The organism is Mesorhizobium sp. M0306 (assembly GCF_040321655.1).
Taxonomy (GTDB): domain Bacteria; phylum Pseudomonadota; class Alphaproteobacteria; order Rhizobiales; family Rhizobiaceae; genus Mesorhizobium.
This window is the reverse complement of sequence record NZ_JAMYRY010000010.1, coordinates 131265-157112: the sequence shown is the minus strand read 5'-3', so window position 1 is coordinate 157112 and position 25848 is coordinate 131265. Positions and strand designations below refer to the sequence as shown.

General features: G+C 63.2%; 27 protein-coding genes. 12 read left to right on the top strand and 15 right to left on the bottom strand.

Annotated features, from left to right (window positions below):
* The first annotated feature begins 14 nt into the window (after window positions 1–14).
* Window positions 15–743, top strand: coding sequence for an amino acid ABC transporter ATP-binding protein (locus NKI95_RS16890; RefSeq protein WP_376703691.1), 729 nt, complete (start codon window positions 15–17; stop codon window positions 741–743).
* A 143-nt stretch (window positions 744–886) separates the two neighbouring features.
* Here NKI95_RS16890 and NKI95_RS16885 read toward each other — a convergent pair whose 3' ends face one another.
* The 5 genes from NKI95_RS16885 to NKI95_RS16865 all read right to left on the bottom strand — a co-directional run bounded on the left by NKI95_RS16885 (window position 887) and on the right by NKI95_RS16865 (window position 6815).
* The gene (locus tag NKI95_RS16885) at window positions 887–1309 is read right to left on the bottom strand and encodes a hypothetical protein (protein ID WP_352475654.1); all 423 of its coding nucleotides are present in this window, start codon (window positions 1307–1309) and stop codon (window positions 887–889) included.
* A gap of 299 nt (window positions 1310–1608) precedes the next feature.
* Window positions 1609–2667, bottom strand: coding sequence for a Gfo/Idh/MocA family protein (locus NKI95_RS16880; protein ID WP_352718173.1), 1059 nt, complete (start codon window positions 2665–2667; stop codon window positions 1609–1611).
* A gap of 78 nt (window positions 2668–2745) precedes the next feature.
* A complete protein-coding gene (locus NKI95_RS16875; protein ID WP_352718171.1) occupies window positions 2746–3531 on the bottom strand; it encodes a ThuA domain-containing protein in 786 nt (261 codons plus the stop codon).
* A 364-nt stretch (window positions 3532–3895) separates the two neighbouring features.
* The gene (locus NKI95_RS34445) at window positions 3896–4273 is read right to left on the bottom strand and encodes a DUF2778 domain-containing protein (protein ID WP_502908345.1); all 378 of its coding nucleotides are present in this window, start codon (window positions 4271–4273) and stop codon (window positions 3896–3898) included.
* A gap of 1729 nt (window positions 4274–6002) precedes the next feature.
* Entirely contained in the window at window positions 6003–6815 is an 813-nt protein-coding gene (locus tag NKI95_RS16865; RefSeq protein ID WP_352718167.1) for a class I SAM-dependent methyltransferase, read from the bottom strand.
* A 181-nt stretch (window positions 6816–6996) separates the two neighbouring features.
* On the opposite strand from NKI95_RS16865, the gene NKI95_RS16860 reads away from it, so the two are divergent.
* On the top strand, window positions 6997–7419 hold the full coding sequence (locus NKI95_RS16860; RefSeq protein ID WP_352718165.1) for a hypothetical protein: 423 nt from the start codon (window positions 6997–6999) through the stop codon (window positions 7417–7419).
* A 218-nt stretch (window positions 7420–7637) separates the two neighbouring features.
* On the opposite strand, the gene NKI95_RS16855 is transcribed toward NKI95_RS16860, so the two are convergent.
* Both NKI95_RS16855 and NKI95_RS16850 read right to left on the bottom strand, forming a co-directional pair.
* Entirely contained in the window at window positions 7638–8234 is a 597-nt protein-coding gene (locus tag NKI95_RS16855; RefSeq protein ID WP_023720625.1) for a cation efflux transmembrane domain-containing protein, read from the bottom strand.
* Between the two features lie 31 nt (window positions 8235–8265).
* Window positions 8266–10464, bottom strand: a complete 2199-nt coding sequence (locus NKI95_RS16850) for a heavy metal translocating P-type ATPase (RefSeq protein ID WP_352718163.1) — start codon at window positions 10462–10464, stop codon at window positions 8266–8268.
* 66 nt (window positions 10465–10530) lie between these two features.
* Between NKI95_RS16850 and NKI95_RS16845 the strand changes: the two genes are divergently transcribed.
* From NKI95_RS16845 to NKI95_RS16810, 8 genes are all read left to right on the top strand, one after another.
* Window positions 10531–10956, top strand: coding sequence for a MerR family transcriptional regulator (locus tag NKI95_RS16845; RefSeq protein WP_352718284.1), 426 nt, complete (start codon window positions 10531–10533; stop codon window positions 10954–10956).
* 87 nt (window positions 10957–11043) lie between these two features.
* The gene (locus NKI95_RS16840; protein WP_352718161.1) at window positions 11044–11451 is read left to right on the top strand and encodes a hypothetical protein; all 408 of its coding nucleotides are present in this window, start codon (window positions 11044–11046) and stop codon (window positions 11449–11451) included.
* Window positions 11452–11581: 130 nt separating this feature from the next.
* Window positions 11582–13012, top strand: a complete 1431-nt coding sequence (locus NKI95_RS16835; protein WP_352718159.1) for a multicopper oxidase family protein — start codon at window positions 11582–11584, stop codon at window positions 13010–13012.
* Window positions 13013–13040: 28 nt separating this feature from the next.
* Complete coding sequence (locus tag NKI95_RS16830) at window positions 13041–13481, top strand: DUF411 domain-containing protein (RefSeq protein ID WP_023720628.1); 441 nt, start codon at window positions 13041–13043, stop codon at window positions 13479–13481.
* 7 nt (window positions 13482–13488) lie between these two features.
* The gene (locus tag NKI95_RS16825) at window positions 13489–14016 is read left to right on the top strand and encodes a TlpA family protein disulfide reductase (protein WP_352718156.1); all 528 of its coding nucleotides are present in this window, start codon (window positions 13489–13491) and stop codon (window positions 14014–14016) included.
* 67 nt (window positions 14017–14083) lie between these two features.
* Complete coding sequence (locus NKI95_RS16820; RefSeq protein ID WP_352718154.1) at window positions 14084–14767, top strand: SCO family protein; 684 nt, start codon at window positions 14084–14086, stop codon at window positions 14765–14767.
* A 51-nt stretch (window positions 14768–14818) separates the two neighbouring features.
* A complete protein-coding gene (locus NKI95_RS16815; protein ID WP_352718152.1) occupies window positions 14819–15598 on the top strand; it encodes a DsbA family protein in 780 nt (259 codons plus the stop codon).
* Window positions 15595–16161: a hypothetical protein gene (locus NKI95_RS16810; RefSeq protein WP_352718150.1), complete on the top strand. Its 567-nt coding sequence runs from the start codon at window positions 15595–15597 to the stop codon at window positions 16159–16161. Before NKI95_RS16815 ends, NKI95_RS16810 begins: the two co-directional genes overlap by 4 nt.
* Before the next feature lie 396 nt (window positions 16162–16557).
* On the opposite strand, the gene NKI95_RS16805 is transcribed toward NKI95_RS16810, so the two are convergent.
* From NKI95_RS16805 to NKI95_RS16795, 3 genes are read right to left on the bottom strand one after another with little or no spacing between them, the layout of a single operon-like run.
* Window positions 16558–17778: an NAD(P)/FAD-dependent oxidoreductase gene (locus tag NKI95_RS16805; RefSeq protein ID WP_352718148.1), complete on the bottom strand. Its 1221-nt coding sequence runs from the start codon at window positions 17776–17778 to the stop codon at window positions 16558–16560.
* Window positions 17775–18488, bottom strand: a complete 714-nt coding sequence (locus tag NKI95_RS16800; protein WP_352718146.1) for a methyltransferase domain-containing protein — start codon at window positions 18486–18488, stop codon at window positions 17775–17777. Before NKI95_RS16800 ends, NKI95_RS16805 begins: the two co-directional genes overlap by 4 nt.
* Window positions 18485–19552: a type III polyketide synthase gene (locus NKI95_RS16795; RefSeq protein WP_352718144.1), complete on the bottom strand. Its 1068-nt coding sequence runs from the start codon at window positions 19550–19552 to the stop codon at window positions 18485–18487. Before NKI95_RS16795 ends, NKI95_RS16800 begins: the two co-directional genes overlap by 4 nt.
* A 263-nt stretch (window positions 19553–19815) precedes the next feature.
* On the opposite strand from NKI95_RS16795, the gene cueR reads away from it, so the two are divergent.
* Both cueR and NKI95_RS16785 read left to right on the top strand, forming a co-directional pair.
* Complete coding sequence (gene cueR, locus NKI95_RS16790) at window positions 19816–20214, top strand: Cu(I)-responsive transcriptional regulator (protein WP_254819466.1); 399 nt, start codon at window positions 19816–19818, stop codon at window positions 20212–20214.
* Window positions 20211–20768: a cytochrome c gene (locus NKI95_RS16785; protein ID WP_352718142.1), complete on the top strand. Its 558-nt coding sequence runs from the start codon at window positions 20211–20213 to the stop codon at window positions 20766–20768. Before cueR ends, NKI95_RS16785 begins: the two co-directional genes overlap by 4 nt.
* A gap of 5 nt (window positions 20769–20773) precedes the next feature.
* Here NKI95_RS16785 and atzF read toward each other — a convergent pair whose 3' ends face one another.
* Genes atzF through biuH form a run of 5 tightly spaced genes read right to left on the bottom strand, consistent with a single transcriptional unit; the run spans window position 20774 to window position 25834 of the window.
* Window positions 20774–22582 carry an allophanate hydrolase gene (atzF, locus tag NKI95_RS16780; RefSeq protein ID WP_352718140.1) on the bottom strand — a complete coding sequence of 603 codons (1809 nt, stop codon included), beginning with the start codon at window positions 22580–22582 and terminating at the stop codon, window positions 20774–20776.
* Window positions 22579–22929 carry a cupin domain-containing protein gene (locus NKI95_RS16775; RefSeq protein WP_352718138.1) on the bottom strand — a complete coding sequence of 117 codons (351 nt, stop codon included), beginning with the start codon at window positions 22927–22929 and terminating at the stop codon, window positions 22579–22581. Before NKI95_RS16775 ends, atzF begins: the two co-directional genes overlap by 4 nt.
* Window positions 22922–23590, bottom strand: coding sequence for a cysteine hydrolase family protein (locus NKI95_RS16770; protein WP_352718136.1), 669 nt, complete (start codon window positions 23588–23590; stop codon window positions 22922–22924). The genes NKI95_RS16775 and NKI95_RS16770 overlap by 8 nt, the downstream gene beginning before the upstream one ends.
* Entirely contained in the window at window positions 23590–25128 is a 1539-nt protein-coding gene (locus tag NKI95_RS16765; RefSeq protein WP_352718134.1) for an ABC transporter ATP-binding protein, read from the bottom strand. Before NKI95_RS16765 ends, NKI95_RS16770 begins: the two co-directional genes overlap by 1 nt.
* A gap of 4 nt (window positions 25129–25132) precedes the next feature.
* Entirely contained in the window at window positions 25133–25834 is a 702-nt protein-coding gene (biuH, locus tag NKI95_RS16760) for a biuret amidohydrolase (RefSeq protein WP_352718132.1), read from the bottom strand.
* Between the last annotated feature and the right edge of the window lie 14 nt (window positions 25835–25848).

The window sequence follows — 25848 nt, the reverse complement described above, 5'->3', positions numbered from 1 at the left end:
AGAATGGTGCCGGCATGATCGAATTTCGCGGCGTCAACAAATGGTTCGGCCAGCTCAACGTCCTCAGGGATATCACGCTGAGCGTCGAGCCGCGCGAAGTGGTCGTCGTCTGCGGCCCGAGCGGCTCGGGCAAGAGCACCTTGATCCGCTGCATCAACGGGCTCGAGACAATCCGCGACGGCGACCTGACGGTCGACGGCCAGCGCCTCGGCGACCCCGCCACCAACATGACGCGGCTGCGCACCGAGATCGGCTTCGTCTTCCAGTCGTTCAACCTCTACCCGCACAAGACGGCGCTCGAGAACGTCACCCTGGCGCCGATCCATGTCCGCAAGATCCCGCGCACCGAAGCCGAGAAGGCCGGGCGCGAGCTGCTCGCCAAGGTCGGCCTCGCCGACAAGGTCGACGCCTATCCGGCGCAGCTCTCAGGCGGCCAGCAGCAGCGCGTGGCGATCGCGCGCTGCCTCGGCATGCGCCCCAAAATCATGCTGTTCGACGAGCCGACATCGGCGCTCGATCCCGAGATGATCTCGGAAGTGCTCGACGTCATGGTCGCGGTGGCCGAGGAAGGCATGACCATGATGGTGGTGACGCACGAGATGGGCTTTGCCCGCAAGGTCGCCCAGCGCGTCGTGTTCATGGACGCCGGCGCCATCGTCGAGAGCGGTACCCCGGACGAGTTCTTCTCCAACCCGAAGACCGACCGCAGCCGCGCTTTTCTGAGCAAGATCCTGAGGCATTAGGGTTCTGACTTAACTCAGCTGGTTGTCGTCGATGGCCGAGATGGATGGAAAGCGGCCCTTCGCTGGACGTTCCCTAATACGACAGATGCGCGCCGGGCTTCCTCTTAGGGCGGCCATTGCCGCACTTCCACCAGCCGCTTCCCTTATGCTGGCATCAAATCGATGACCCGCATGATCGCGACCGCACTGCTCGTGTTCTGGGTGCCTTCTGTCGTAGCGCCATTAGCGCAGGCCCAAACATCGCCCTTCTTGACTGTGAACTTTTGTTTGTTGTGAACGACCGAAAGTTCTCCCTCAGTCATGTGGCAGAGCATGTCGTTCTTCATCATGTTGTCAGTCGTCTTCGCTCCGGGCTGAATGACAACATCGCGCAGCTTCACCGTTGCATAGGCTGGTATGACCGACTTGCGCTCACCAAGCGCTACAACTCTGACGCCGGGTGAGACCTCCTTGCCCTCATCGGGGCCGTAAGTCTGGGCGGCTGCTGGTGTCCCCCAAGCGATCAGAGGCGTTGCGGCCAGTGTAAGACCGAGTGCAATTGTGGATCTACGATTGACGGCTTCCATTGTTTCCTCCCTGTTCAAAAGTTGGTCGGAAAGGTAGGCCAACAATCAACGATGGGCCGTTGCGGCGAAGAGTCAACTGACCTTCCGAGTTAGTTCAGTCTCGCTCGCGGCTAGCGAGTTTCACAAACCACTCGGGTCGCCGAGACGGAGAGGGGGAATTGCGCTGACCATGTCATTGCGTGCGACCTTGTCCCGACATCAAAGACATTTCGTTCTTGCGAAGGCCCTCGCTGCCAAAGACCCCTCTCCGGCCGCTTTGCGGCCACCTCTCCCTCGCCCTACGGCGCAGGAACCCAAGTCTATCGCGTATCCGCGTGCGTGCTCAATTCAGCCCTCTTCTCATCCGAGACGACGGCGAGGTCGAGGACCTTCTGCAATTCGGCAGCATGCCGGAACGACGGTTCGGCCTGGACGCCGTTGCGCACTGCATCGACGAAGCGCTGGTAGTTGGTCTGCACCGTTCCGGCGTCCAGAACCTGCCATTTGGCGTTCTCGACGTCTTCGCCGATGCACACTTTCAGCTCCGAGCCGGTCAGATTGTGCACGACTTCGATGCCGCCCTTGTCGCCGTAGATGCGCAGGCGGAGTTCGTTCAAATGGCCGGTCGCCCAGCGGCTGGCATGGACGACGCCGAAGGCGCCATTGCTGAAATCCAGCGACATGGTGAAACTGTCATTGGCGTCGAGCCCGTACTCGCCGATCCGGTTGCCGGGCGCCTTGTCGAAGGATCTCAGCCGGCAGAACACATGGTCGATGTCGAGCGCCGCGCCATAGCTGGCGAAATCGAGGATATGGATGCCGACGTCGCCCAGCACGCCATTGGAGCCGTGGCCGCGCGACAGCCGCCACAGCCATTTCGGATCGGTGCGCCAGTCGCCCCAGAACTTGGACACCAGCCAGCTCTGCAGATAGGACGCCTCGACATGCCTGACCGTGCCGATCTCGCCGGCCAGCACCATGGCGCGCGCTCTCTGCAGCGGCGCGACATTGCGATAGGTCAGGTTGACCATGTTGATGATGCCGGCCCGCTCGGCGGCATCGGCCATTTCACTGGCCCTCTGGTAATTTTCGGCCAGCGGTTTCTCGCACAGCACCGGCTTGCCCGCCGCGATCAGCATCATGGTGGTCGGATGGTGGATGCGATCGGGCGTCACGTTCGCCACCGCGTCGAACTTGCCCCATGCCAGCGCCTCGTCCAGCGACGCGAACCGGTTGGGGATACCGTAGATGTCCGAAAACTTGTCGACACGCGTACGGTCGAGATCGACGGCGCCGATCAGTTCGACGCCCTCGATCTTGCCGAACTGCCTGGCATGCTCCTCCGCCATCCAGCCGGTACCGAGTATCAACAGACGCATGATTCTTTATCCTTAGGACAGGGCTTTATCTTCTTGTTTGATCTTGGATTTCCCGAACCAACGGTTCGGGATCGTAGCCTAGCGAAAGCCGGCTTCGCCCGCGGAATGAAGTTTTCCGCCGCGCTCGACGATCGGCTCGAGCGCCTTTTCCACCGGCACGTTCGGCGCATCGAGAATGGCCGGATTGGAGCCTTGCGGGTTATGCGCCCATTTCACCGCATTGCGCAGCACCTTCTGGACATTGGCGTCGTGATAGGTCGGATAGGTCTCGTGGCCGGGCCTGAAATAGAAGATGTTGCCGGCGCCGCGGCGATAGGTCAGCCCCGACCGGAACACTTCGCCGCCCTGGAACCAGGAGATGAAGACGGTCTCGAGCGGCTCCGGCACGGCGAACTGCTCGCCATACATCTCCTCGTTCTCGAGCTCGAAATACTCGCCGATCCCGGCAGCAATCGGATGGTTGGGGCTGGTCACCCAGAGCCGTTCGCGCTCGCCCGCCTCGCGCCATTTCAGCGTGCAGGGCGTGCCCATCAGCTTCTTGAAAATCTTCGAGAAATGGCCGGAATGGAGAACGATCAGCCCCATGCCCTCCCAGACGCGGCGCGCCACGCGCTCGACGATCTCGTCGGCGACGGCGCCATGGTCCTTGTGCCCCCACCACAGCAAGACATCGGTTTCGGCCAGACGGTCGGCCGGCAGCCCATGCTCCTTCTGCTCCAGCGTTGCCCAGGATACTGATATCTCCGGGTCGAGCTTCAGCGCATTGGCGATCGTCGCATGCATGCCCTCGGGATAGATGCCCGCGACCACCTCGTTGGTCCGCTCATGAATATTCTCGCCCCAGACGACAGCGCGTATTGTCATGATGTCCTCTTGATTGTTTGAAGCTGGAGCCGCCCCTACGGGTCAGTCATAATATCCTCGGCCGGGAATGAAAACCGTCTCGCGGCCGGCTGCTGACAATCTGTTGGAAATCGGGCGGGAAAGTCCACGCGGCAAAACCAGCGATGCCGGCGGGACAGCGCCCCCCTCTGTCCTGCCGGACATCTCCCCCACTTGTGGGGAGATTGGCTGTTATCCGCGATTTCGCCAATCGCCAGCGTTGCAGGATGACGGCAGACAAACGCGAAGTCCGATCTCCCCCCTTTTGGGGGAGATGTCCGGCAGGACAGAGGGGGGCGCGAAGGATCGCGACAAAACGGCTTTCGTAGTGCGTCGCCGCAACCGTCTAAGCGCCGCGGCCCTCTTGGGCGACGCGTGTCAGCGGCTTCGACAGGCGCGGCACCACGACGAGCCGCTTGATCTTGCCCTTCTTGTAGGCGGCGAGGAAGCGGGCATAGTCCTTGAAGACGACACAGCCATTGGATTCGGCGCGGCCGCCGCGCAGCATGTAGGTGTGGGCGAGCAGGCCGTCGCGGCCATATTTGTTGCTGCCGCTGGTAGGGGTGAGACGCAGTGCCTCGACGCCGTGGAAGCGCGATTCCCGCAGCGTCAGATTGTAGGTGTCGGGCGGCGTCGGACCGACATTCTTCTTGTGAACGTAGCGCGGCTGGTCGACCATCGAACCGTATCCCGAATGTGCCTCCAGCCGCGAACCGTCGGGCATATAGACAGTCTTGGCCGAGATGTCGTAGACGGCGACGCCGCTGCCCATGCCGGGCGTGGTGAACAGGTTCCTGAAGGCCCCGCCGAGACTGCCGGAAGGCATGTCGGGCTTGGCATAGGCCAGCATGTCGCCGCCCTGCGTCTTCGACCGTTTGCCCGGCTTGCCCGACACCGCCGGCACTGCCGCTTGTGACGAATTGCGAGGCGACAGGCTGCCGGGTTGCGTCTCGGCCGGCGGAGCGTCGGCCGTCTGCACCTTGTTCGCCCTGGCTGCCTGGGTCTTGGATGCCTGGGCCTTGGATGCCTGGGGCGGCTCCGTTTTTGCTGCCTGGGCCTTTGAGGCCTGATCCTTGGGCGCCCGGTCTTTCGGCGCTTGGGCCTGCGGCGCCTCGGCCGGCTGATCGATGACCGCCCGCGGACGCAGCGTCGGCAGCGGAATGCTGTCGGGCATGTCGTCTTGCGGCGGCAGCGAGGCCAACTGGACCTCAGGTTCTTGCGGCTCTTGTGAAACTGCGGGCTCGCTTGCCGCGACGGCTGCCGGGAGCACGTCGATCATCTGCTCCGGCAATGTATTGGCCAACGCCAGCGCCAGGCGCGACGAACGTTCGATCTCCGCCACCGCCGGCCCGAAGCGCACCGATGCCGGGCCGTTCGGGTCGGGTATGCGTACCGGCTCGGCGAACCGGGCGTCGGCCGGCAGGCTGGCGAGCATGACGGGTGAGCCGGAGGAGGAACGGGCAAAGGCGGCGGCAAGCTTTTGCGGCGACAGCGCGGCTTTGGCCACCACGTCGTCGAAGCTTGGTTGCCGCGACGCATTGGCGACAAGCGGCACGCTATTGCGCTTGAGGCGCGCCGATTTTCCCTGGTGAACGAAGTTCGACGCCGACCGCAGGCAGTTGGCATCGCATCCGTGCTGCAGCAGCTGGGCCGACAGCGCTGCGTTTGCCGCGGCCCATGTCGGGGCCTGCGCCTTTGCAAGGCTGCGGCGAGGATCGGCGAGCGCGATGGTGCGCGGCGCGAGCAGGCTTTGCGGAAGACCGTTGGAAGCGGCGGTGAGCGAGGTTCCCATCGAATAGAGGCCGGCCAAGGTCGCCACCGACCATAAAGCAATGGCTGCGCCGACGGCCGGAACCGCGACCCAGCGCAGGCCGGGCCTCATCGAAGTCAATCCAGTTGCAGGACTGTCACCCCGGGTTTTCGCACTTACAAACGCCATTCAACCACTCTCAATCGGCCGATGCCGGCTAGCGGATTTCGCAGCCGTGACATTCACAGTTCGCCTGGTGCCCCCAGCACACTTCGCGTCTGTTGCCGATTGATTCAAAAGATGAACAAAGTTGGTTAACCAATCCCTCTACCGACCGCCGATTGGGCGACGGTCACACCGAAAAACGCCCTCCAAAACCTGCATAGTTGGCAAAACTGCCCTCCAATGACGACTTTGCTGCCCGTTTTTGTCGGCCGAGTCAAGAAAGCGAAATGACTAGACCTTGCTGGGCGGAGTCGGCCATGGCTGCGAAAGTGAAGCCACGCCGCCCAGAATCGCGCGGCCGGCAGCCGCCGCCATCAGGCCCCGGCGATCGGTCAAACTGGCGATTGTCGACTTGGCATTTGTCGACCTGCCACTCGGGCGAACGAACGGTCATCATCTCGGAATTCGCGATAGCGGCAAGACGTTTGCTGCATGGCAGCTGAATGTTCGCGAAGTGCCGGAACGGGATATCCAACACCTAGACCACAGCCACCACTATGTGAGCCTGGATTTTGGCAGCAACCTCGCCGCTGCCATGCCTGTCTGCAATCGCGGCTGCGGCGTAGTCGGTTGCAGCGTCCAGTTTTCCTGCCTCTCTGGCCTCGATTTCGTTGCGAAGGAGAGTGCCCTGGCAATAAGCAACGGCCGGAAGGCGCGGCGAGGAGGCACGGCTTTGTTCGGCCCTCGTCTCGATCACCACACCGGAAAACCCTGCGTCCTCCAGCTCGCTACGGATCAGTGCCGTATCGTGGTAGCCATGCGGCGTGCGTGCCAGAAAGCGCGGCGGATCGTTCGGAAAAATCCTCGCCAGAGCATTCGTCACATCGTCCGCGAATACATTCTCTTCGATGCGATCCCATACGCTGAATAGAAAATGTCCTCCGGGTTTCAGGACTCGCCGGGCTTCGCGGTAGGCAGATGAGCGGTTGGGAAAGAACATCGCGCCGAACTGACAACAAACGAGATCGAAGGCCGCATTTTCGAACGGTAGCGCCAGAGCATCAGCCTGACGCCATTTGATGCGATCGTCGGGAGCTTGCCGCGAAGCGGCGTAGTCGAGCATCGGCTGGTTGAGGTCGGTTACGACATAGCTTGCATCGGGGGACAGCTTTGGCGCCAATGCGCGGGTGACAACCCCGGTGCCCGCGGCGGTTTCCAGAACGGCGCTTGGCGACAAGGACGCTGCTCGTTGTGCAAGATCAGCGGCGAACGGCTCGAAAATCAACGGCACCATATAGCGGTCGTAGTTTTCCGGAATCGAGCCAGCGAACACCTTGTCCGTTTCCAACATTGCTATCCCCCGTCGCCCGTTTGATGGCTCGCCAGCATAGCATGGAATTGTTCGGCCGCATTCGACCGGGAGGCGGTTCCCTCCCGGAAGCTCCCAAACGCCGTGCTGCAATTATCTGCATATGTGCTAATATATTGCAACCATGCGCATTGGTGCGTGGCCAATATAATGGGAGGATGCGATGAAAACCATAAATCGCAGGTCTGCAATCGCGCTCGGCGTGACGGCGGCCGCGGTAACGCCTTTGTTCACGCTGGCGGCAGCTGCAAAGGTCAAGAAATACGGCCCGAAGGAAGGCAAGGAAATAGCCCCCGGCGTCAGGGTGGTTGAGGTCGGCACCGGCAATTCCGATATCCCCGCCTACAAGAGCATCTCAATTGTCGATGTGGTCTTTCAGCCGGGAGCAGCTGCTCCTGCAATGGTGATGGACAACGACATGGTGTGCACCATTACCGCCGGTGAATTCACGATCAAGAAAGCCGACAAGCAATTCAAGCTCAAGGAAGGTGATATGTATACCTGCTCCAAGGGCAAGACCGACGAGGCAGCCAACACCAGCAAGGTGGTCGGCATCCACCGCATGGCCGTCTTGATACCTGCCTAGCACGTGCCAACGAAAACCGGCCCGCGTCCTCGTCCGGGACGCGGGCCTTTTGATGAGGTGCGTGCTTGTGGGCTGCTTCTCCCTCGGTCCGCTTTGCAAGTGTGCGTTTATATTAGAGATCACGCAAGTTTCTGGATGACTGCCGGCCGGTATGGGGGCCCACATTGGCGCTCTGCATTGGCAGATTGGCAATCCGGCAGCGCGCTGAGCGTTTGGATTCACGAAACGGCTCGGTGCTCCTCCCGAGCTGCCTCCCAGACCTCGCGCGCCGCGTCTGCATTCAGTGCCGCAATTCCCAGGCCAACGATCAGATCCGGCCATGCCGAGCGCCATAGGAAGGCGGTCACCAACCCGGCCAGTATGATCGCAATGTTGGCGACCGCATCGTTGCGGGCCGAGAGGAATGCCGCCCTGGTAAGACTGCCGCTGTGATGGCGGTAGCGCGCCAGCATGTAGGCGCATGACAGGTTGACCGCCAAGGCGCCCAACCCCGCCAGCGTCAGGGCCGTTGGCTGCGGCGGCACCGGCATGTTGAACTTTTCCCACGCGGTCCACAGCGTCGCCAGGCCCGGCACCAGCAGGATAAGCGCCAGCGCCATGCCAACGCGCGAGCGAGCACGCAGCGACCATCCCATGGCGAGCAGTATGAGGAGATTGACCGAGGCATCTTCCAGAAAATCGACGCTGTCGGCGAACAGCGATACCGAGCCGATCGCCAGCGCCACGGCGAATTCAATGCCGAAATAACCGAGGTTCAGCAGTGCGACGACAAGCACCACCCGGCGAAGGCCGTCCGACGTAATAGCTTGCTGCATTGCCTGTCCTGATGTGATGCCGTTGATGCTCTTACCAGCTGCTCTTCCAGCGCAACAGCCGCATGGCATTGGCTGTCACCAGGACCGTCGCCCCGGTGTCGGCGAGGATGGCGGGCCACAGGCCGGTGATGCCGGCGATCGTCGTCACCAGGAACACTGCCTTCAGCCCCAATGCCATGGTGATGTTCTGTTTGATGTTGGCCATGGTTGCTTGGGACAGCCTGATCATGGCGGCGACGTCGCCGACGCGTCCATGCAGCACTGCTGCGTCAGCCGTTTCAAGAGCCACATCGGTGCCGCCACCCATGGCGATGCCGAGATCGGCCGCCGCAAGTGCCGGCGCGTCGTTGATGCCATCTCCGACCTTGGCGACCCTGAGCCCCTGCCCGTTCAACTCGACAACGATGCGCTGCTTGTCCTCCGGCAACAATCCGGCGAGCACCTCGATGCCGAGTTGCTTGCCGATGGCAGCGGCGGTGCGCTTGTTGTCACCGGTCAACATGACTGTTTTGATACCAGCGTCACTCAGCGCCTTCAGCCCGGCGAACGCGTCCGGCCGGGGTTCGTCGCGCATGGCGATGAAGCCGGCAAGAGCGTCGTCGATGAGCAGCACCGACACCGATTTTCCTTCATCGTTCAGTGCCGTGATGCGTGCGGCCAGGTCGGCTGGCAGCGGCGCCTTTTCGCCGGCAGCGGCCGGCGAGCCCAGAAACAGGCTCTTGCCGCCGACGCGACCGACGACGCCCTTGCCGCCAATCGCCCTGGCCTCGGCAGCAGGTGGCACCGGAACCTTGTCAGCATTGGCCCTTTGCAGAATGGCCAGGGCCATCGGATGGCTGGAGCCGGTCTCGAGCGCTGCCGCCAGGGAAAGTACCTCGCGTTCACTGGCGCCGACTGCAACCACGTCGGTTACCTGCGGCTTGCCGAGCGTCAGCGTGCCGGTCTTGTCGAGCGCCACGGCAGTGATGGTGCCGAGCCCTTCCAGCACCGCGCCGCCCTTCATCAAAAGGCCGCGCCTGGCGCCCGCCGAGAGCGACGCCGCGATCGCCGCGGGCACTGAAATGACCAGCGCGCACGGACAGCCGATGAGCAGCAGCGCCAGACCTTTGTAGATCCACTCGTTCCAATCGCCGCCAAGGAGCAGGGGTGGCGTGATCGCCACGAGCTCCGCGACGGCGACCACGCCGGGCATGTACCAGCGCGAGAAACGGTCGATGAAGCGCTCGGTGGGCGCCTTGCTTTCCTGCGCCTCCTCGACCAGCTTGACGACCCGTGCAATCGTGTTGTCGGCGGCGGCCGCCGTCACCTTGACGCGCAGCACGCCGTCGCCGTTGATAGTGCCGGCAAAAACCGTGTCGCCAACTACTTTACGAACCGGGACGCTTTCACCCGACACAGGCGATTCATCAATGGCGCTGTCACCCTCGGTGATCTCGCCATCAGCCGGAATCCGATCACCGGGCCGCACCAGAATGATGTCCGCTACGGACAGACTTTCGGCCGGCACCTCGCGGCTCGTCCCATCCACTTCGACTAGCGCCGTCTTGGGAACCAGTGTGGTGAGCGCCTGGATGCTAGAACGTGCCTTCCCAGCGGCCACCCCTTCCAGTAATTCGCCGATTAGGAACAGGAGGACCACCGTCGCCGCTTCCTCGCCGGCGCCGATGATTACGGCGCCGGCGGCCGCCACGGTCATCAGCATTTCGATTGTGAACGGAATGCCGGCGACTGCGGCCATGACCGCTCGGCGCGCGATCGGCACCAGGCCGAGCAGCATGGCGGCGATGAAGGCCCATGGGCCGGTCGCGGGCCAGGCGTCATGAACCGCGAAAGCCACCGCCAGTGCGACGCCGCTGGCGATGGTCAGGCGGCCCTTGGCGCTGTTCCACCATGGCCCCGACATCGGCGCATCATTGTTGCCATGCAATCCCGCTAATTTCTTGTCGTGACTGTGCGTTCTGTGGTCATGGTCGGCCAATTGATCGGAGGCCGGCGCTCCAGACTTGGCGGTCAGCGGAGCAACAGCGTAGCCGAGGCCGGTGACTTTCCTCGCGATCGCGTCAAGATTGCTTTCGGGAGTATGAATGACCGTCAGAGTGCCTACCGAAACGGATACGCTAACATCCTGCACACCAGGCATCCGCCGCACGAGGGTATCGATTTTGCTGGCACAGCTGGCGCAATCCATGCCTTCCACGCGGTAGCGGGTCTGTTGTTTGGTCGCAGCCATGGTGAACCTCTTGCGTCTTCGATCGCGACGCTACATCCTCTAGTGACTAGAGGAGCAAGCGAAAAAATGTCAGCAGGTGTGACCATCGGTGAAGCAGCCCGACGCAGCGGCGTGAAGGTTCCAACCATCCGCTACTATGAGCAGATCGATTTGCTTCCAGCGCCTGCCCGCAGCGAAGCCAATCGCCGGCATTATGAAGCGGCCGACTTGCGCCGGCTCGCCTTCATCAGGCACGCGCGCGAGCTTGGGTTCGAGATCGAGGCTATCAGGACGCTGCTGACGTTGCAGGATAATCCCAATCAGCCATGTGGAACCGCCGACGCCATCGCCCAAGCCCGTCTGGCCGAGGTCGTCCAGCGAATACGCAGCCTTACCGCATTGAAGATTGAGCTGGAGCTGATGGTTGAGGGCTGCCGGCAAGGGAAAGTCTGCGAATGCCGTGTTATCGAGGTGCTGTCAGACCACGATCAATGGGAGGGTCCTCACCATTGATTTGCCGGACCAGAACTCGCACCAGCGCCGATGTCGCGGCATGCGGAGCTTGCAAAAGCCGCACTTTGCAGTCAACCTGAGCGGATGATGGCACGCCTGTCGCCAAAACGCCTCCTGGTCATGCTGCTCGCGTTCCTCGTGACCGCCGGGTTCAGCCTGTCCGCCGCTCAGGCTGCCGTCATGTCGGCGAGGATGGCGATCGACAGCCGCATGATCATGGCCACAGATACCGGCACCACCGACGCCGATATGGCCAAGATGGCCGATGCCAAGGGCGGCGACTGCAACGCGTGCCTCAAGAACTCGGCCGACAATGACAAATCGATGCAATGTGCGCCGACCTGCGTCGCACCGGTTCTGGCGGTGCTGCCGGAAGCTCTCCCCATGACGGGACTGCTGCGGGCCGAGCTGCCGCCGGCGCTTCCCGCCGCGTTCCTGCACGGGCGAAGTCTACTGCCCGAGCCATTCCCTCCAAGACCCAGCGCTCTCGTCTGACGCCGTTTCTGCCGTTCCGCGGCTGATTGGCGGCGTTTGATCGCCCGGTTGCGCGTACTGCGCAACGGGCGCGGCAGCAATGCAATCGATGTCGCGATGTTCGCCGTCGGTTACCGCAAGGGTCACAAGGGTGAATTCCGTTTCAAGTCCGTTCATAACGCGCCGCAAATTCCTGTTTGCGGCGGCGAGCATTGCCGCCTCCGCAGCGATCCGCCCTGCACTGGCGCTGGCTACCGGCGAACACCGGATCAGGGTGGCGCCAGGCCAGGCACGGCTCACCGGCCCCGATGGTCCGCGCACTCCGGTATGGGCCTATGATGGCACGGTCCCAGGCCCGACACTGCGCTTGCGCCAGGGGCAGCCCGCTCGCATCATCGTCGAGAACGGACTGGACGAGGACACCACGGTTCACTGGCATGGCATCCGCTTGGCAAACGCCATGGATGGCGTGCCGGGATTGACCCAACCGCCGATCAGGCCGGGCGAAAATTTCGTGTACGAGTTCACCCCGCCCGATGCCGGCACCTTCTGGTACCATCCGCATGCCGACAGCCTCGTGCAGCTCGGCCGCGGGCTGGCCGGCGTACTCATCGTCGAGGAAGCCGAACCGGTCGCGGTCGACCGCGAGCTTCTATGGCTGCTGCAGGACTGGCGGCTCACCAAGGATGGGCAAATCGCTGCCGGCTTCGGCAACATGATGGATGCGGCGATGTCGGGCCGTGTCGGCAATGTCGTCACCGTCAACGGTGCACCGCCGGCCGACCTGACCGTGAAGGCCGGCGAGCGCGTCAGGTTGCGGCTGGCCAATGCGTCACTCGCTCGCATCATGGCTTTGCGTTTCGAAGGCCACCGTCCGATCATCGTCGCCATCGACGGCCAGCCCTGCGACCCGCATGAGCCGGAGGGCGGACGCTTGGTGCTTGCGCCCGCCATGCGCATTGATGTCGTACTCGACCTGCAGGGCGACCCAGGCAGCCGGCATGCGGTGATCGACGATTACTACGATGGCCTCGCCTACACCCTGACCACGCTCGCCTATGACGCCGGAGCGCTGCGCGACCATCCTCTCGATGCGCCGCTTCGCCTGCCGGCCAATCCGCTGCCGGCCCCCGACCTGGCCAAGGCCGAACGGCATGAAATCGTCCTGCAGGGTGGCATGATGGGCGGCGGCAAGCTGGCCGGCGTCGGCGGCATGATGGGCATGGCGATGCCCGGCATGAACGGCGCCGCCTGGGCAATCAACGGCATGTCGATGACCGGCGACGGCCACGCTGGAATGGCGCCGCAGTTCACGCTGTCGCGCGGCGCCACCTGCCGTCTCACCATCCGCAACGAAACCGCCTGGTGGCATCCCATGCACGTCCACGGCTTCAGCCTGTCGGTGCTTTCGCGCAACGGCTCGCCGGTACCGCACCGGCAATGGCAGGACACGGTGCTGCTCGCCCCCAAGGACACGATCGAATGCGCCTTCGTTGCCGACAATCCCGGTGACTGGATGCTGCACTGCCATGTCGCCGATCACCAGATGGCCGGCCTGATGACAGTGTTCCGCGTGACCTGAAAGCTTTATCCAACCAAGGAGAACTGCAATGAAACTGACCTACCGCCTAGCCGCACTGTCCCTGCTGATCGCAACGCCGCTGCCCGCCTTCGCCGCCACGATCAACGCCGTGATGTACAAGAACCCGCAATGCAGCTGCTGCGAATCCTATGCCAACTATCTCGAGCACAACGGCTTCAAGGTCGACATCAAGCCGGTCAACAATCTCTCTCAGATCAGCAGCGATGCCGGCGTGCCGGCCGACCTCGAAGGCTGCCACACGCTGATGGTCGACGGCTATGTCGTCGATGGCCTGGTGCCGGTCGAGATCGTCAAGAAGCTTTTGACCGAACGCCCGGCCATCACCGGCATAACGCTGGCCGGCATGCCGACGGGCGCTCCAGGCATGGGTGGTGAGAAGCAAGGCCCCTTTGTCGTCTACGCCTTCACCAAGGACGGCAAGGCACCCACCGTCTACGCGACCGAGTGAGGCTGTTGTGAGCAAACTGGCCATGGTCCTGATTGGCATGCTGCTGGCATTTTCGCTGCCGGTATCAGCCGCTGAGCCGCCGCAGAACTTTGTCGTTCACGAGGCGCCTGTCCCCGTGCCGGAAATCAGCTTCAAGGACGGCAATGGCAAGCCGAAAACGCTTGCGGATTTCCACGGCAAGGTCGTGCTGCTCAACGTCTGGGCGACATGGTGCGCGCCCTGCCGCAAGGAGATGCCGACGCTCGATCGGCTGCAGGCCAAACTCGGCGGTCCGGATTTCGAGGTCGTCGCGCTGTCCATGGACCGTGCCGGTCCTGAGATTGTGAAGAAGTTCTTTGCCGAGATCGGCATCAAGCACCTCGCCCTCAACATCGATGCCTCGGGCAAGGCCATGTTCGCCATCGGCTCCGTCGGTCTTCCGGCAACCCTGCTGATCAATCGCGATGGCAAGGAGATCGGCCGGCTGATTGGGCCGGCCGAATGGGACGCGCCCGACATGGTCGACTTCATCCGCAGCCGCATCGCCGCCGAGTGAGAAAGGAACAGATATGTCCGGGTTGAAGGCTCGCTGCGTCGCAACGGCTTTGAACGAGTGGAGGTGTTTGCTGCTGGGCGTAATTGCCATTGCGGCGCTGGCCGTGGGCTTTTCGTATCAGGCCCAAGCCCACTCACTCGAGGAAATCGAGACTACGCTTGAGGGCGACGAGAAATATTTCCAAACGATCGACAAGCCAGCGCCCGATTTCACGCTGCGCACCGCCGATGGGCGTATCGTGCGAACGGCAGATCTGCGCGGCAAGGTGGTCGTCCTCCACTTCATCTACACATCGTGCCCGGATGTGTGCCCCCTGCACGCCGAGAAGATCGCCGAAGTCCAGAAAATGGTGAACGGCACGCCGATGAAAGGCCAGGTCACCTTTGTGACCATCACCACCGACCCTGCCAGGGACACGCCGGACGTGCTCAGCAAATACGGGCCGGCGCACGGGCTCGACCCCCTCAATTGGCTGTTCCTGACCACGACGGCAGATCAGCCGGAGGATGCGACCCGCAGACTGGCGGAGGCCTTCGGCCACAAATTCACGCTTACGGATGATGGTTATCAAATGCACGGCACCGTCACCCATGTGATCGACAAGGAGGGCCGCTGGCGGGCGAATTTTCATGGCCTGAATTTCGCTGCGGTCAATCTCGTCACCTTCGTCAATGCGCTCACCAACAATGTCGAGCGCCCGCACCATGAGCCCGAAACGGGATGGTGGGCGAAGATCAAGGGCATATTCTGAGGCATCATTCACATGCCGGCGGTCCGGCGAAACAGAGGGAAGGAGAACCCTGTGATCCACAAGTCCAATCCATTGAGCGGAGCCATCGGCAAAATGGCCCGTGCCTTCATGGTGGCCGGCGCGACGGTCTGGCTCGCGCTCGGTCTCCACAACCAGGCGATCGCGGCGGGCGAGATGTCCCAAGACCAGTTCGACCAGCACATCCACGATTATATCCTCGCGCATCCCGAGGTCGTCATGGAGGCGCTGCAGAGCCTCGATGCCCGCCAGCGCGAGGCTGCGGCAAAAGAGGCGAAAGCCGCCCTGGTGGCGAAGGCCGACGATATCTTCCGGGACCCGGCGAGCCCAGTCGGCGGCAACGCCGAAGGCGACGTCACCATGGTCGAGTTCTTTGACTACAACTGCCCCTATTGCCGGCAGGTTGCGCCGATCATGGCGCAAGCCGTGGCCGACGATCCGCAGCTCAAGATCGTCTACAAGGAATTCCCGATCCTCAGCACGGATTCCGTATTTGCTTCCAAGGCGGCTCTCGCCGCAATGCGCCAGGGCAAATACATGGCATTCCACAAGGCCTTGTATGCGGTGAAGACGCGGGTGACCGAAGCGGTCGTGCTGAAGGTGGCTGCCGACGTCGGGCTCGACGTGGCTAAACTGAAGACCGACATGCAGCGGCCCGATATCCAGGCGTCGATCGACCGGAATACGCAACTGGCCCAGGCGCTGAAGATCAGCGGAACGCCAAGCTTCGTCGTTGGCGAGCAGATTTTCCCCGGCGCGACCGACCTCGCAACGATGAAGAAACTGATCGAGCAGGCGAGGAAAAGCAAATGAGCCGGATATGCTATCCAACCCGCCGGACGGTTGTTCTGGGCAGCGCCTTTGGCGTCGCTGCGGTCGTCGGCTTGCTCAAGGGGCCGGATTTGGCGATCGCCGCGGAGGATTCCGATCTGGTGCGCCGTTTCAAATATCTCAGCCAGAACGGCAACAGCACGTGTTCGGCCAAGTTCACGGAGTCGATTGCGACCATGCCGGCGATGTCGCGGATCACGGGCTCGTGCTGCAGCCCTATGGAGACGAAGCGCTATGCCGAGCAGGTGAGCGGCCTGGCCAGGTACCGCGAGATCGCGATGATTCCAAGCGATCCGTACGATATTCCGGCCGGCATCGCACAGAAGATGATGCCCTACTACGATGTGAAACTCTCCGGCGACGAGCAGCAGGCCTATGACTATGCGATGGCTAATTCCAACGAGAAAGGCCCTTGCTGCTGCCAATGCTGGCGCTGGAAAGTGTATGGCGGATTGGCGAAGTTCCTGATCCGCGAGCACGGTTTCACCGGCAAGCAGGTCGTCGACGTCTGGGATCTCTCGGACGGCTGCGGCGGAGGTATGTGAGACGGCAAGGACAGGACACTTCCGGTTAGCGGGACAAGGCGACGGGCGGCCGATCGGTTTCCTGGTCGTCTTGACCGAATTCCACGGCGAGCTAATTGCCTTCGCAGTCGCCGATGCTTACCGACGAAGGCGGGCCTTCACTGACCGTAAAGGTGATTGCAATGATGAATGGTCCAATGGGTACGTGGATGATGGGCGGCATGGCGCTCGTCTGGGTCCTGGTGTTCGTCGCCCTCTTGCTCGCGATTGCAGCGCTGGTCAAATACCTGCGAACCTGAAGCCCGTAGGGCGCCTACGACCATACGGTAGCAAATTCCCAACAGAAGGGCCCATGTTGCCGCCGGTTGCCGCCGTGGCATGTAAGGCGACCAGGGCAGCACGACGCCCCACCCCTCGTCAGGCAAAGCCGGGAACCGGCTTGGTCTTGCCGCTCAGTTGCGCGCCCAGTGTCAGTGCCTGCGGGAAATTCCGGACGATCGCCGCCATCACGGTGGCGCTGCCCGGGCGAAGGGCAATTCCGGCGAGGGCCGCGGCAGCGTAGACCCGTGTCGAGAACAGTCTTTTCCAGGCCGCCTCATAGCGTCTGGCGGCGGCCTCGCGCCCTGCCCGGCCACTTGGCGCGGATGCGAGTTCGCAGGCCAGCAGCCAGCCGGACTGCAGCGCCATCGAGATGCCCTCGGCGATGACAGGATGAGACTCTCCGGCTGCATTGCCGACGCGGAAGATGTCCCCTTCGTAGCAGGAGCGAATTCCCGGCCGGATCGGACCTGCGGCAAGCCACGGACCGTCGAGAAGCGCCGGTTCCAGGGCGTCTCTCACGCCCCGGCATGAGTCCACGAGATGGCGGGAGACCGCATCGGCGGCCGACACATGGCTCCGGCGTTTGGAGCCACGTTGTTTGCGTAACCGCGCGAGCATATCGCGGCGAATGCAGCACGAGACCGACAACCGGCCCTGATCCGCCGAGACCATGCCACCATAGCCGCCGGGGAAGGCCAGCAGAGGCATCAAATCCGGCGCGAGCGACGACCCGGTGAAATGCGCCTTGAAGCCGAGCAGGTCCGACGGGCAATTGGCCTTTCCGAGCTGGCTGGGCAATGGTCCCGGCTCCCACGAGCCGTGCGCGGCGACAATCACCGGCGCGCGCAACGCCGTTGTTTCATCTCCGGCTTGAATTTGCACCCGTTGCATCTGGCCGTCCCGGTCGATGGCGACGGCGCGGCAGGGCTGGAAGATTTCGACACCCGCCGATCGCGCCGTCTGCAAAAGCAGGGAATCGAGAATGTCCCGGCCGAGCGCCCGGCCGAAGCCATCTTTTGCACGTGGCCCAGCTCCTGCACCTGGCATTGCCGCCTCGACGCAGGTGTCGCCGGAAAACAAGCCGACGCGGCGGATTTCGGGGCCGGCATTGGCACGCCAGGCGTCGCCGATCTCCAGCTGGTCCAGAAGCGCAAGATTGCTTGCCGAGATGTATTCGCCGCAGACCTTGCGACGCGGAAAAGCACTTTTTTCCACAATGGCCACGGCCCAACCGCGCCGCGCCAGCGTGAGCGCGACGGAGGTACCCGCCGGGCCGGCGCCTATGATGATCGCGTCATGGGTCGACAATCGCGTCATGGGTCGTCAGTGGCGCTGGCGCCGACGAAGATGTGGGAAAACAGGCTGGCGCGCCGCTCTTCGACCGGCTTGCCGCTGGCCGCAAGCCAGAGGCCGGACAGCTCGCTGCCGCGAAAGCCGGCACGCACGCTTTGCGCCGCGTCGTTCCGTGTGACGTCGTTGGCGCCGATTGCCGGGAGAAGATGGGTCGCGGTCAGCGCCAGTTTCGCCCGCAACGGCTCTGTCGCCAGCAGCAACGGGGCTTTCGGCCTGATCAGCGAAAACAGGCGCACGAGCTGCGCGTCATCGAGGTGATGCAGGAACAGATTGACGGTGACGGCGTCGAACCGTGTGCCCTCGATCTTTCCTGCCCAGTCGAAGACATCGGCGGTGATCCCTTCAGCCTTCCATCCCAGCCTGTCAAAATCACCGCGCAATTGCGCGGTGACGAGGTCGACGCGGTCGAGCATTGCCAGTTCGACCCCAGGCCAATGCCTGGCCATGCGCCGCGCCACCGCGAGCATGAAGGAGCCATCGCCGGCGCCGATCTCCAGGATGCGGCGTGGCGATTTTGGCACAAACCTCTTCAGCAACGACGTCATGATCGGCACCTGAAACATCAGCATGTTGATGCGCCGAAGGTCGCGACGCGCGGTCAGGGCTCGCGGATCGTCGGCCGCAAGTCCGTCGAGGATTTCCGGCGCAAGCTGCCGATGCTCCAGGCCGCTCATGACACCGTTCGAAAGAGCATGGTTTCGGCCGTCAATCCCGGCCCGAACGACATGCCGCAGCCGAGCAGGCCGGGTGGCGCCTTCAGCATCTCTTTCATCACGAACATGACGGTCGCAGACGACATGTTCCCATACCGGCGCAACACCTCGCGCGATGGTTCCAGCGCGGTGGGTTCCAGTTTCAAGGCCCTTTCGACGGCGTCGAGAACCGAACGTCCACCCGGGTGCACGGCCCATAGGTCGATCGCCTCGGTCGGCCGGCTGCCGAGGATGGCGGCCTGGTTGTTCCGCAACGCTTCATGAATCGCCGCCGGCACCTGGCCGGAAAGAACCATTTCGAAGCCGTGGTCGCGAATATTCCAGCGCATCAGATCCCGCCGCTCCCTCGCCACTAGACAGTGAAAGCTGTCGAGCTCGATGCCGGCTGGCTCGGCGGTGACGAGCGTGGCCGCACAGCCATCGCCCCAGAGGCAGAACGACAGCAGCTTTTCCAACTCGGTGGTTTGGCGCAGATGCATCGTGCAGAGTTCGATATTGACCAGCAGGACCTTGGCTTGCGGGTCCGAGCGGACGATGTGGTGCGCCAGCTTGAGACCGTTGATCGCCGCGTAGCAACCCATGAAGCCGATCATCGTGCGTTCAACCGTATCCGGCAGCCCGCAACGCGCAACCAGCTCGAGGTCGATGCCCGGCGCCGAAAAACCGGTGCAGGTGGTGACGATGAGATGGGTGATGCGGGAAGCGTCGTCGCCAAGCTGCAATCCGTCGATGCCCTTTTGCGCCAGAACAGGTGCGGCATCGTCGAACATCGCCATTCTCATCGCCGTTCCGGGAAACGCGCCCCGGATAAAAGTCCCGGCCAGGTCGGCGGATGGTCCTTCGGGATCGGATGCCGGCGCAAAGCAGGAATAGCGGTGCTCGATACCGGCAAGATCGGCCATGCGTTCGAAGATCCTCCGGCGATCGGCCGCGAGCATGGAGGCCGCGAAACGCAGGTAGAATTGATGAACCTCGTGCTCCGGCACCGCCGTCGCGATCCGGTTGATATAGGCTTTGACCGGCATATTCTGTCTCCTCGGCGTATGCACGGTGTAGCGTGCCGCCGGAGGGTCCTTGCTCATCGGCACCCGGTGTCGGACGCCGGGTTTTGAGCGCTGTTCGATAAACGTTTTCGAAAACGGATTTCTTCCCGAAGGTTCAGTATGGCTGTTGGCAGGCAAACGGTTGGAGCCGACGGGCGGTTGCATCGGGCATCCAAAATCGCCACATCATGTTGACCTTCCATCTACTGGAAGGTCTATATCATCCGACAAAGGAGATTTCCGCCATGAACATCGGCGTCGCATCCGAGAAATCCGGCCTGCCGGCCAAGACGATCCGCTACTATGAGGATATCGGGCTCTTGCACCCGGCCCGGACAGACAATGGCTATCGCGATTACTCGACGGCCGATATTCACCGGCTGCGCTTCCTGCAGCGCTCGCGAAGCCTGGGGTTTTCGGTCGACGAATGCCGCCAGTTGCTCTCGCTGTACCAAGATAGGGAACGTGACAGCGCCGACGTGAAGGCGATCGCGAAAGCCAAACTGGTGGAGATCGACAGGAAGATCGCCGAACTGGTCGGATTGCGCGGCTTGCTTCACCATCTGGTCAGTCACTGCCACGGCGACGAGCGGCCGGATTGCCCGATCATCGACGAGTTGGCAGGACAAGGCGTGGCCCAGTGAGGCTCGCAGCCGCTGTAACGGTGCTGTCGCTTGCCTGCGTCTCTGTCGTGCTCGCTGCCGCCCATTCGAGCCGTGATGCGGTCATCCAGGCGCGCCAGGCCTCGATGAAGGACATGGCCGTGGCGGCAAAGACGATCGCCGGGATGTTCGACGGCAAGCGGGCGTACGACGCCGCGGCCTTCAAGGCGGCGGCCGAGACCATCCGCGCCCGCACCGGCCCTGCCCTGATTGCCGAATTCCCCAGCGCGACGTTGGGTGCGCCTTCAGGCGCCAAGCCGGATATCGACCCCGCCCGCGCGGAGTTCGAAGCACTGGCCAATCATATCGGGACGCTGGCCAGCGCTCTGGTCGCTGACGCCGAGCGGGCGCCACCCCGTATCACCAACGACATGAGAATGGGTCCCGGCCTGGCAATGGGCGGTGGCAGCCTGCTTGGCAAGCGGCCGGGGCTGGCGGAAGCCGATCCTGCCAAATTGCCGGCGGAGCACCTCCTGCATCTCATCTTGCAGGATTGCTCGAGCTGCCATTCGAAGTTCCGGCAAAAGGTCGAGTGATAGCGTCAGCTCCGCAGCTGCTGAGCCGCTATGAAATTGCGCCAGCCGCCGAAATGCGAAATCTCCTCTGCATTGGTAAGGCCGGCACTTTCGACGAGGAAGCCTTTCGGCGACGTTCCGTCATCAAGCAGAAGCGTCCCGATGCCGAGCGGCGGCGGGATCGCGGCAACAAAGCGGCCGAACGCTTGTGGCGAGAGCCGCCAGACTTCGACCTCGATCGCTGCCCCCTTGCCATTGCAGCTCCGTTCGAGCCCCGGTCGCGACACCGACTGGCCGGCGAGCGCGTAAAGCCGGTAGAGCGGCGCCGTTCTCGCAGCCCGGGCGAAAATCGCGTCGAGCTGCTGCAACTGGCCGTTCAGCGCCATCCCCGATAGATGGGCGCCGACCACGGCCAGCTCGATCGTGCCTTCATCCACGTCCACACGAACATCGCCACGCGGCGGCAGCGGCCAGCCTGTAGCGCCCAGAGAAAGGCGGCTTGCCGCATGGATGTCGCGGGCAAGCGACGCCGTCAGGTGGTCCTTGCCCGCCGCCGCAAGCAAGGTGACGCTCATCGGCAAACCGTCGCTACGAATTCCGGCCGGCACGGCTATGCCGCACATGTCGAGCAGATTGACGAAGTTGGTGTAGGTGCCAAGCCGGCTGTTGGTGACGATGGGGTCAGCCAACACCGCTTCGACCGTGTAATGCGTCGGCGCGGTCGGCACACAGAAAAGATCGACCGAGGCGATGACCGGCGCAAGCTTGGCCTTATAGCCTTGCAAGGCATAGAGCCCCTTAAAAGCGTCCGCTGCGGAAAGTTTTCGCGCACCGCCGATGATCTGCCGCGTCACCGGATGCATGGCGGCCTCGTTGGCATCCATGAAGTCCCTGATCGCGGCGTAACGCTCGGCTACCCAGGCGCCTTCGTAAAGCAGATTGGCCGTGGCGTAGAAATCGCCGAAGGGGATTTCGACCAGCCTGCAGCCCAGCGTCTCCAGCGAGGCAAGAGCGGCCTCGAAACCCGCCTGCATCGCCTGATCGCCGAAGAAGGTCCAGTCGGCCCTCGCCGGAACGCCAACCGTCAGCACCGGCGGGCGCGCGGCAAAGGCCTGGACGCCGAGATCGCGCGAATAGGGATCGGCGTCGTCCCTTGCCGCCGCGACCTCGAACACGCTGTAGGCGTCGTCGACGGTGAGCGCGAAGACCGAGACGCAGTCGAGTGTCCGGCAGGCCGGCACGACGCCGGCGGCTGATAGCGCGCCGACGCTTGGCTTGAGCCCGACGATGTTGTTGAGGCCGGCGGGAATGCGCCCCGAACCGGCGGTGTCGGTGCCGAGCGCGAACGAGACGATGCCACGCGCCGTCGCCACGGCCGAGCCGCACGATGAGCCGCCAGGCACCAGTTTCGGGTCGATCGCATTCCTCGGAATTGGATAGGGCGTGCGCACGCCGACCAGGCCGGTGGCGAACTGGTCGAGATTGGTCTTGCCGACGACCAGTGCGCCGGCGGCCTTGAGCCGCGCGACGACGGTGGCGTCTTTCGCCGGCAAGTAGGCATATTCGGCGCAGCCGGCCGTGGTCGGCATGCCGGCAACATCGATGTTGTCCTTGACCGCGAATGGCATGCCCCACAGTGGCTTTGCCACCGGATCGAACGGGCCGAGCTTTTCTGCCTCGGCAAGCATATCCGCTCTGCTCGCCAGATGGATGAAGATGCCCGGGTCATCGGCCGCCGCAAGCCGCGCATGGACCGCGTCGATCATCTCGCCGATGCTGACGCCGGCCTGATAGGCAGCGTGCAAGCTCGCTATATCGAAGCGGATGTCGCTCATTCGGCCTCGCCCAGAATGACTACCGGCAGGTTCCACTGGATGAGCACGACGCAGCCGTCTTTTGTCCACACCGAATGCTCGGTTCCGACCGGGTTCAGGATCACGCTGCCCGCGGCATAATCGCCGTTCTCGTCGCTCTGCGTGCCTTCCAGCACGATGATCGTTTCCAGCCCGGCGTGGCGGTGACGCGGCACGCTGGCGCCCGGCCGGTAGTTCAGGATCGCGACCGACGGTTCTGTCGGTCCGCCCTTGAGCAGCCAGTGCGCCGTAATGCCATCGCGGAAATGCTCGAACGGCAGATCGCGCCAGCCACCATTGAGGAGGCCGGCAAAGGGAAGGTTAGGCATTGGCAATCCCCTCGAGCACCTGATCGGTCGTTGCCGTCCAGCCAACGATGGCGCCCTGCGCCCTGATCATCGCCAGCGCGGCCGCCTTGAACTCCGGAAAATAGCTCTCCGTCGCATCCTCGGCGAGCAGGCATTCATAACCGCGGTCGTTGGCCTCGCGCATCGTCGTCTGCACGCAGACCTCCGTCGTCACTCCCGCAAAGACCAGTTGCTGTGCGCCGAGCCGCTTCAGGTCGTCGCCGAAGCTGGTGGCATAGAACGCGCCCTTGCCCGGCTTTTCGATGACGATCTCGCCGGGCAAAGGGGCAAGTTCATCGAGGATCGCCGTTCCCGCCTCGCCGACGATCAGCACGCGACCCATCGGCCCGACATCGCCGATCCGGATTGACGGATTGCCGCGGTTGCGCTTGGCCGGCGGCAGATCCGAAAGGTCTGCTTTGTGGCACTCCATCGTGTGGATCACCGGCAGGCCGGCGGTGCGAAATCCCTCGATCAGCCTTTTCACCGTCGGCACAATCGCCACTACCCGGCTGACGTCATTGCCGAGGCTGGCGCCGAAGCCGCCGGGTTCAGCGAAATCGCGCTGCATGTCGATGACGACCAGCGCCATCGCCTCAGGCTTGAAAGCGAACGGAAACGGCAGCGCCTCGATCTCCGCCATCAGTGATGTCCCGCCATGTGCTCGCCGATCGTCTGCACGCTCGCCTGCGCGATCGGCGTCTCATAGACCAGCGCGCCGTCCGACATGACGAAGATGCGGTCCGAAAGCTCAAGCAGCTCGTCGAGGTCTTCCGACATAAGGAGCACCGCGGCGCCGGCATTCCGCGCCTTCATGATGCGGGCGCGTATTTCGGCGACGGCGGAGAAGTCGAGGCCGAAGCAGGGATTCGACACGATGAGAAGATCGACCTCGCCGGTCAGTTCCCGCGCCAGCACCGCGCGCTGCACATTGCCGCCCGAGAGTGACGAAATCGGCGAAGCGAGAGATGCCGTCTTGACCTTGAACTGTTCGACCAGGCGGGCCGCGTAGTCCCTGATCGCACTCATGCTGATCCAGTTGACCGGCTTGCCGGCCTCATTGAGATCGAAGGTGCGGAAGGCCATGTTTTCCGCCACCGTCATCTTCGGTGCGCAGGCATTGCGCAACGGCTCCTCCGGAATGAAGCGGACATTGAGCGTGCGTGCCTCGCTGCGGCTGGCGCCATACGGCGAGCCTTTCACCAGAACGTCGCCGCCATTGCGCGCCCGCTGTCCGGCAAGGACTTCGAGAAATTCCTTCTGGCCGTTGCCGGAGATGCCGGCGACGCCGACGATCTCACCGGATTTCACATCGAGCTCGCCGATGTCGATGGTTTTCAAGCCGGTGCGGTCGGGCGCCTTCAGCGACTTTACCGTCAGCACCTGCCTGGCGCCGGCCGGCACCGGAGCGCGGCTGTCGAGTGCTGCAATCGGCTGGTCACCGATCATCATCGCCGCCATCTGCTTGTGCGAAAGCTCCGAGACTTTGCCGGTTCCGGTCAGCCTGCCCTTGCGCAGCACAGTGATGTCGTCGGCAAACGCCGTCACCTCGTGGAATTTATGCGAGATCATCAGCACGGTGAGGTCGCTTGTCCTGGTCATGTCGCGCGCCAGCCCAAGCACTTCCTGTGCCTCGCCGGGAGTGAGCACCGAAGTCGGCTCGTCGAGCACCAGGAAACTGCGGCCGAGATAGAGCTGCTTGATGATTTCGAGCTTCTGCTTCTCGCCGGCCGCAAGTTCCGCCACCTTGACGTCGAGCGGCAGCTTGAACGGCATACGCTGCATGAATTGCGCAAGCGCGGCGCGCTCCTTGCGCCAGTCGATGACGCCAGGCACCTTCTCGCGCGAAATGACCAGGTTCTCCGCACCGGTCAGCGACGGGACGAGCGTGAAATGCTGGTAGACCATGCCGAGCCCGAGCGCCGAGGCGTCCTTCGGACTGGCGATCGCGACCTCGCGGCCGTCGACCAGCATGTCGCCGGAAGTCGGGTGGTAAAAACCCATCATGCATTTGACCAGCGTCGACTTGCCGGCACCGTTTTCGCCGAGCAGCGCATGGAACGATCCCGCCGGCACCTTGATCGAGACGTCGTCCAGCGCGGTGAAGGCGCCGAAGCGCATGGTCATGCCGATGGTCTCGACGCCGACGGCCTTCTTGCCGATGCTCCCGCTCAAGATCATGTCCTCACGGCAGTTGCGCGACGAAGGACGCCGAGCTCGACACCGCGCCGAACACCCCGCCCTGCATCTTGATCATCTTGATTGCGGCAAGTTGGTTGCCGTAGTCGGTTGCGCCGCAGCAATCCTCCAGCATGACGCATTCGAAGCCGCGATCATTGGCCTCGCGCATCGTCGTGTGGACGCAGACATCGGTGGTGATGCCGGTCAGCACGATGTTTTCGATGCCGCGCTGGCGCAGGATCAGTTCCAGGTCGGTGGCGCAGAACGAGCCCTTGCCCGGCTTGTCGATGATCGGTTCGCCCGCCGCCGGATAGAGGTCGGGGATGATGTCCCAGCCGGGTTCGCCGCGCACCAGGATGCGACCGCAAGGTCCGGGGTCGCCGATGCCGGCATTGATGCGGCGCGAGCGCCAGCGCTTGTTGGCCGGCAGGTCGGCGAGATCGGGCCGGTGGCCCTCGCGCGTGTGGATGATGGTGTAGCCCTTGGCACGCATGGCTGCGAGCACCGACTTGATCGGCCCGATCGGCGCCCGCACCAGCGAAAGATCGTAGCCCATATGATCGACATAGCCGCCCGGCCCGCAGAAATCGGTCTGCATGTCGATGATGATCAGCGCCGTATTGTCGGGCCGTAGCTCGCCATTATAGGGCCATGGATAGGGATCGGCATCGATGTAGCGCTGGGTGATCTCGGCTCTGGCGTTCATCGGGAAAACTCCAG

What these genes read in the sequence shown, in the direction of transcription:
- NKI95_RS16890 (WP_376703691.1), top strand. Translation starts at nt 15, where the DNA reads ATGATCGAATTTCGCGGCGTCAACAAATGGTTCGGCCAGCTCAACGTC.
- NKI95_RS16885 (WP_352475654.1), bottom strand. Translation starts at nt 1,309, where the DNA reads ATGGAAGCCGTCAATCGTAGATCCACAATTGCACTCGGTCTTACACTG.
- NKI95_RS16880 (WP_352718173.1), bottom strand. Translation starts at nt 2,667, where the DNA reads ATGCGTCTGTTGATACTCGGTACCGGCTGGATGGCGGAGGAGCATGCC.
- NKI95_RS16875 (WP_352718171.1), bottom strand. Translation starts at nt 3,531, where the DNA reads ATGACAATACGCGCTGTCGTCTGGGGCGAGAATATTCATGAGCGGACC.
- NKI95_RS34445 (WP_502908345.1), bottom strand. Translation starts at nt 4,273, where the DNA reads ATGCCCGACGGTTCGCGGCTGGAGGCACATTCGGGATACGGTTCGATG.
- NKI95_RS16865 (WP_352718167.1), bottom strand. Translation starts at nt 6,815, where the DNA reads ATGTTGGAAACGGACAAGGTGTTCGCTGGCTCGATTCCGGAAAACTAC.
- NKI95_RS16860 (WP_352718165.1), top strand. Translation starts at nt 6,997, where the DNA reads ATGAAAACCATAAATCGCAGGTCTGCAATCGCGCTCGGCGTGACGGCG.
- NKI95_RS16855 (WP_023720625.1), bottom strand. Translation starts at nt 8,234, where the DNA reads ATGCAGCAAGCTATTACGTCGGACGGCCTTCGCCGGGTGGTGCTTGTC.
- NKI95_RS16850 (WP_352718163.1), bottom strand. Translation starts at nt 10,464, where the DNA reads ATGGCTGCGACCAAACAACAGACCCGCTACCGCGTGGAAGGCATGGAT.
- NKI95_RS16845 (WP_352718284.1), top strand. Translation starts at nt 10,531, where the DNA reads ATGTCAGCAGGTGTGACCATCGGTGAAGCAGCCCGACGCAGCGGCGTG.
- NKI95_RS16840 (WP_352718161.1), top strand. Translation starts at nt 11,044, where the DNA reads ATGGCACGCCTGTCGCCAAAACGCCTCCTGGTCATGCTGCTCGCGTTC.
- NKI95_RS16830 (WP_023720628.1), top strand. Translation starts at nt 13,041, where the DNA reads ATGAAACTGACCTACCGCCTAGCCGCACTGTCCCTGCTGATCGCAACG.
- NKI95_RS16810 (WP_352718150.1), top strand. Translation starts at nt 15,595, where the DNA reads ATGAGCCGGATATGCTATCCAACCCGCCGGACGGTTGTTCTGGGCAGC.
- NKI95_RS16805 (WP_352718148.1), bottom strand. Translation starts at nt 17,778, where the DNA reads ATGACGCGATTGTCGACCCATGACGCGATCATCATAGGCGCCGGCCCG.
- NKI95_RS16800 (WP_352718146.1), bottom strand. Translation starts at nt 18,488, where the DNA reads ATGAGCGGCCTGGAGCATCGGCAGCTTGCGCCGGAAATCCTCGACGGA.
- NKI95_RS16795 (WP_352718144.1), bottom strand. Translation starts at nt 19,552, where the DNA reads ATGCCGGTCAAAGCCTATATCAACCGGATCGCGACGGCGGTGCCGGAG.
- cueR (WP_254819466.1), top strand. Translation starts at nt 19,816, where the DNA reads ATGAACATCGGCGTCGCATCCGAGAAATCCGGCCTGCCGGCCAAGACG.
- atzF (WP_352718140.1), bottom strand. Translation starts at nt 22,582, where the DNA reads ATGAGCGACATCCGCTTCGATATAGCGAGCTTGCACGCTGCCTATCAG.
- NKI95_RS16775 (WP_352718138.1), bottom strand. Translation starts at nt 22,929, where the DNA reads ATGCCTAACCTTCCCTTTGCCGGCCTCCTCAATGGTGGCTGGCGCGAT.
- NKI95_RS16770 (WP_352718136.1), bottom strand. Translation starts at nt 23,590, where the DNA reads ATGGCGGAGATCGAGGCGCTGCCGTTTCCGTTCGCTTTCAAGCCTGAG.
- NKI95_RS16765 (WP_352718134.1), bottom strand. Translation starts at nt 25,128, where the DNA reads ATGATCTTGAGCGGGAGCATCGGCAAGAAGGCCGTCGGCGTCGAGACC.
- biuH (WP_352718132.1), bottom strand. Translation starts at nt 25,834, where the DNA reads ATGAACGCCAGAGCCGAGATCACCCAGCGCTACATCGATGCCGATCCC.